The sequence below is a fragment of the Micromonospora sp. D75 genome, from assembly GCF_018070405.1.
GTDB lineage: Bacteria > Actinomycetota > Actinomycetes > Mycobacteriales > Micromonosporaceae > Micromonospora > Micromonospora chalcea.
The window spans coordinates 1-4739 of the sequence record NZ_JAGPXV010000484.1; the positions used below are offsets into that span (position 1 = coordinate 1).

At 74.4% G+C, this 4739-nt stretch carries 5 protein-coding genes; 1 reads left to right on the top strand and 4 read right to left on the bottom strand.

Translation table 11 applies throughout. From position 1 onward, the window contains the following. Both KBX39_RS23700 and KBX39_RS23705 read right to left on the bottom strand, forming a co-directional pair. A partial coding sequence (locus KBX39_RS23700; protein ID WP_210872573.1) for a replication-associated recombination protein A occupies positions 1-1179 on the bottom strand: 1179 nt, incomplete at its 3' end. 74 nt (positions 1180-1253) lie between these two features. Then, positions 1254-1466 carry a hypothetical protein gene (locus KBX39_RS23705; protein WP_018785054.1) on the bottom strand — a complete coding sequence of 71 codons (213 nt, stop codon included), beginning with the start codon at positions 1464-1466 and terminating at the stop codon, positions 1254-1256. Positions 1467-1598: 132 nt separating this feature from the next. Between KBX39_RS23705 and KBX39_RS23710 the strand changes: the two genes are divergently transcribed. Beyond that, a complete protein-coding gene (locus KBX39_RS23710) occupies positions 1599-2339 on the top strand; it encodes a GNAT family N-acetyltransferase (protein WP_210872575.1) in 741 nt (246 codons plus the stop codon). A gap of 251 nt (positions 2340-2590) precedes the next feature. Here the strand turns inward: KBX39_RS23710 and KBX39_RS23715 are convergent, their stop codons facing one another. Then, the gene (locus KBX39_RS23715; RefSeq protein WP_166456337.1) at positions 2591-4003 is read right to left on the bottom strand and encodes an MFS transporter; all 1413 of its coding nucleotides are present in this window, start codon (positions 4001-4003) and stop codon (positions 2591-2593) included. Continuing rightward, positions 4000-4611, bottom strand: coding sequence for a helix-turn-helix transcriptional regulator (locus KBX39_RS23720; RefSeq protein ID WP_210872577.1), 612 nt, complete (start codon positions 4609-4611; stop codon positions 4000-4002). Before KBX39_RS23720 ends, KBX39_RS23715 begins: the two co-directional genes overlap by 4 nt. Positions 4612-4739 lie beyond the last annotated feature (128 nt).

A 4739-nucleotide genomic window follows, 5' to 3' on the forward strand; every position in this document is an offset into this window, starting at 1 on the left:
GGAGTAGTGGGCGTCGCGCAGCCCGCGCGGCACCGGGCCGCCACGACCGGCGCGTACGTCGGCGACAGCGGCGCCGATCGCGGCGGTGGCCGAGTTCGACTTCGGCGCGGTGGCCAGGTGGATGACCGCCTGGGCCAGGTTGAGCTGCGCCTCCGGCAGGCCCACGTACTCGACCGCGTGGGCGGCGGCGGTGGCCACCGTCAGCGCGGTGGGATCGGCCATGCCGACGTCCTCGCTGGCGAAGATCACCAGCCGGCGGGCGATGAACCGGGCGTCCTCGCCGGCCACCAGCATCCGGGCCAGCCAGTGCAGCGCCGCGTCCACGTCGGAGCCGCGCATGCTCTTGATGAACGCGCTGGTCACGTCGTAGTGCGCGTCGCCGTCGCGGTCGTAGCGCACCGCCGCCACGTCGACCGCCTGCTCCGCCACGGCCAGGTCGATCCGGCCGGCGCCGAGCGCGGTCGCGGTGGCCGCGGCCGCCTCCAGCGCGGTGAGCGCCTTGCGTACGTCGCCCCCGGCGAGCCGGACCAGGTGGTCCTCCGCCTCCTCGGCCAGCACCAGCGCGCCGCCGAGGCCGCGCTCGTCGGCGACCGCGCGGCGCAGCAGCCCGCGTACGTCGTCGTCGTCGAGGGCCTGGAGGGTGAGCAGCACGCACCGCGACAACAAGGGCGAGATGACCGAGAAGTACGGGTTCTCCGTGGTCGCCGCCAGCAGCGTGACAGTACGGTCCTCGACGGCGGCGAGAAGCGAGTCCTGCTGGGTCTTGCTGAACCGGTGCACCTCGTCGATGAACAGCACCGTCGGCGGGCCGCCGGAACGGCGCTGCCGCCGCGCGGTCTCGATCACCGCGCGGACGTCCTTCACGCCTGCGGTCAGCGCGGACATCGCCACGAACCGCCGGTCGGTGGCCCGGGCCACGAGATGCGCGATCGTGGTCTTGCCGCTGCCCGGCGGCCCCCAGAGGATGACCGACATCGGCGCCGCGCCCTCGACCAGCTGACGCAGCGGCGCGCCCGGTGCGAGCAGGTGCTCCTGCCCGACCAGCTCGTCGATGCCGGCCGGCCGCATCCGCACCGGCAGGGGCGAGTCCGCCCGGGCGTCGGTGAAGCCGTCGGCGCCGCTCGCGCCCGCGGGTGCTCCGGCGGGCTCGCCGAGGGTGAAGAGGGCGTCCGATTCCATCACGAGAACAGTACCGGGCCGGGCCGACGGCGCCGGAATCGCGCCGCCGACCCGACCCGGGTGGTCGTTTCCGGTCAGCCGCGACCCGGCCGCCGGCCCCGGTACCAGCGGCCGCCACCGCCGCCGCGCGGGCCGGAGCCGACGCCGGCCAGGTAGAGCGAGAGCAGCAGGAAGCCGATGAGCATGAGCGTCGAGGTGCTGAACAGATCGGGTGCGCCGAGGTCGGTGTTCATGAAGTCGAGCAGCAGCGCGAAACCGAACACGATGGCCGCGAGAATGGCGAGCATGTCGTTCCTCCGGTGGGGGTTCCCAGCAGGTCGGCGACGGATGTACCCAATCGGTCTGTTCGTCAATCTCCACCCTGGAACAGGAGATGGCCGTCCTCCGATACGGGCTGCGGGTGCTCGTAGGCTGGCGCAATGATCACTGTCGACGAGGCGCTGACCGGGCGCGAGGCGCTGCTCGCCGCGGCCGGCGACCACCCGTACGCCCGGCACGCGCTGCGGGACGACCAGGCCGTACGCGGATGGCGGCACGGCGGCGCGGTCGGGTGGCTGCTCCCGCCGGGCGAGTGGTCGGCCGGCGGGGCGGTCGGCGCCCCCGGCCCGGCGCTCGACGTCTTCGCCGCCCACCGGGTGGACGGGACGCTGCGAGCCGGTCAGTCGATCAACCTGCCCCACGCCGACCCGGACGAGGTGGCCGCGCGGCTGCCGGTGGCCCGGCTGATCGAGTGGGACTTCCTCTGGACCACCGCGCCGCCGCCGCACCAGCCGGAGCAGGAGCGGGTGGAGCGGCTCACCGCTGCCGACCGCCCCGCCCTGACCGCGCTGATCGGGGAGGCGTTTCCGAGCACCACCTCCCGGCCGGGCGAGCCGGGCATCGTCGACTGGTACGGGATCCGCGACGGGGACCGCCTGCTCGCCTGCGGCGCGGATCGCAGCCGCGCCGACATCGGCTTCCTGGCCGGGTTGACCGTCGCGCCCGGGCTTCGCGGCCGGGGGCTGGGCGCGGCGCTGACCGCCGGCATGACGGGCGCGCTGTTCGCCCGGTACGACACGGTGGCGCTGGGCGTCTACCCGGACAACCTGGGCGCGATCCGGCTCTACCGGCGGCTCGGCTTCACCGCCACCGAACGCCGCACCTCGATCAAGCTGGCCTGACGCTGCCGGCACCCGGCCAGGGCTGCGATCGGAAGCGGGCGCGTCGAACCGGTGAGTGGAACGTCATGGGTGTCAAACGGGAGCCGAGACACCCATGACGTTCCACCCGCGGGGCGGTGACCCGCACGGCGATGCCGGGAACGTTGCTGCCGACAACGCCGGCACCACTCGGCCGCCGCCGGGCGACGCCCGCCGTCGGGACGCCGGGACGCCGGGACGGCCCAACCACTGCCGGACGACGCCCGCAGGACTCAGTCGCGGCCGGGTGACGCCGGCACGACCACCGGCCCGGGCCCGCCAGTGACGGCAGCCGCGTCCGCGCCGACGGCGGCGCCACGGTCCGCCGCGTCGAGGGGCGGCTCGGACGCCAGGCCGGCGTGGCCGGGGCCGCCGCCCGTCACCTCCGGCGTCACGTCGACCGCCGAGGGGGTACGGCGGGCGGCGCGCCAGGCCGGCAGGTAGAGCGGCGCGGCCACGGCGAGCACCACCCCGCCGACGATCATGGCGGTGCTGACGCTCGTGGCGTCGGCCAGCGCGGTGAGCGTGACCGCGCCGAGCGCGCCGGCCGGCTGGCCGGCCATCGAGTTGAGCGACAGCACGCTGGTGCGGTACGGCCCGTCGACCTGCCGGTGCAGCAGTCCCATGTGCAGCGGGTTCGACGCGCCGTGCACGGTGTAGCAGGCCAGGTACGCGATGAGGATGCCGACCGGCCCGGCCAGCAGGCCCATGCCGACCACTGTGACGCCCTGGAGGATCCGCATCAGCGCGGCGGCCGGGGCGGCGCCGAGGCGGCGCAGCAGGAACGGGGTGAGCGCGGCGCCGGCGGCGTTCGCGAGCCAGGCCGCCGTGCCGGCGGGGCCGAGCAGCGCCGCGGCGCGGGCCGGGTCGTCGAGCACCTCGGCGAGGCGTACCGGCAGCAGCGACTCGAAGGTGACCATGCCGAAGCCCCAGAACAGCTCGACGGCGACCAGGGCCGCCAGCACCCGGTTTCGGCGCAGCAGCCCGACGGCCTGCCCGACCATCCGGGGCGCGTCGACCACGGAGGCGCGCAGCGCGGCCGGGCCGGACGCGGGCCGCCGCTCGGCCATCAGCGCGAGCAGCGCCACGATGGACACGGCCTGGAGCACGGCGGCGACGATCACCGGCAGCGCGAGGGCGCTGACCGGGCCGACCGGGCCGAGCGCGACGAGGCCGCCGCTGAGCAGGGCGCCGGCGCCGATGGCGACACCGATCACGGTGCCGGCCCAGCCGAGGCCGCGTTCGTACTCGGCTTTCGGGTCGGCGGCGAGCGTGGCGTCGACGTACCAGGATTCCATCGGGCCGCTGTCGAGCGCCCGGTAGACGCCCTGCAGCGCCCAGACCAGGAAGAACATCCAGAACGAGTCGGCCACCGCCATCAGCGCCAGCGAGCCGAGGCCGATGGCCCAGGCGGCGACCAGCACGGGTTTGCGGCCGAGCGCGTCGGCGAAGCCGCCGGTGGGCAGTTCCAGCGCCAGCACGACGAGGCCCTGGGCGGTGGCGACCAGGCCGATCTGGGACAGCGTGAGGCCGCGCTCCTGCATCAGCAGGATCATCACCGGCATGAGCAGGCCGCTCGGCAGCCAGCGCAGGCCGTACAGCGTGAGGTAGCGGATCCGGATCTGGCGTACGGACAGCGCGGTCACGGCTTCTCCTCGGCGGGTGGCGGGGTGGACCGGGGGAACGCCGCGTCCATCGGGAGGGCGGCGAGGTAGAGCTGCACCGTCTCGGCGTCGGGGTCGTCCGGGTCGGTCTCGTCGCGGTGCCGCTCGAAGACCGCGAAGACCTCCTCCTGGATCGCCTTGAGGCGGTCCACCGGAATCCGCATGAAGAAGTCGCCCATGCCGAACGCGTCACGCCAGGCCGGCGACCACCGGTGCCGCTGGGCGAACCAGCGTTCGGCGTGCCCGGCGAAGAAGCGGACGTAGTCCGCCTCGACCCACTCGATGGCCGCCCGCGAGTCGGGGTCGTCGTCGAAGTCGCTGGACTCCCAGCTGGTGACGTCGTGCGCGGCCCGCCAGTAGCGCTGCCGGCCGGTGCCGAGGCTCGGGTCCTCGACCACGAGGCCGACCTCGGCGAGTTGGCGCAGGTGGTAACTGGTCGCGCCGCTGTTGGTGCCGAGCGTCTCGGCGAGGGCGGTGGCGGTGGACGGGCCCACCACGCGCAGCGCCCCGATCAGCCGCATGCGCAGCGGCTGGGCCAGCGCGCGGACCTGACGGTGGTCGATGCGTACGGTGCGCTTCTTCTCCTCCATAAGATGCACAATATCTGTGCACACTTTCCACGCACAAGATACTTGCAAAGAATCTGTGCAACTAGCCGTACAGCTCGGTGATCCCCCGCAGCCGGGTCCGCAGCAGGCCCGCGGCGCGGGTGGAGTCC

Bases quoted from the DNA above. Each gene is read 5' to 3' on its own strand.
- KBX39_RS23705 (WP_018785054.1), bottom strand. From the start codon at position 1,466: ATGCTCGCCATTCTCGCGGCCATCGTGTTCGGTTTCGCGCTGCTGCTC.
- KBX39_RS23710 (WP_210872575.1), top strand. From the start codon at position 1,599: ATGATCACTGTCGACGAGGCGCTGACCGGGCGCGAGGCGCTGCTCGCC.
- KBX39_RS23720 (WP_210872577.1), bottom strand. From the start codon at position 4,611: ATGGAGGAGAAGAAGCGCACCGTACGCATCGACCACCGTCAGGTCCGC.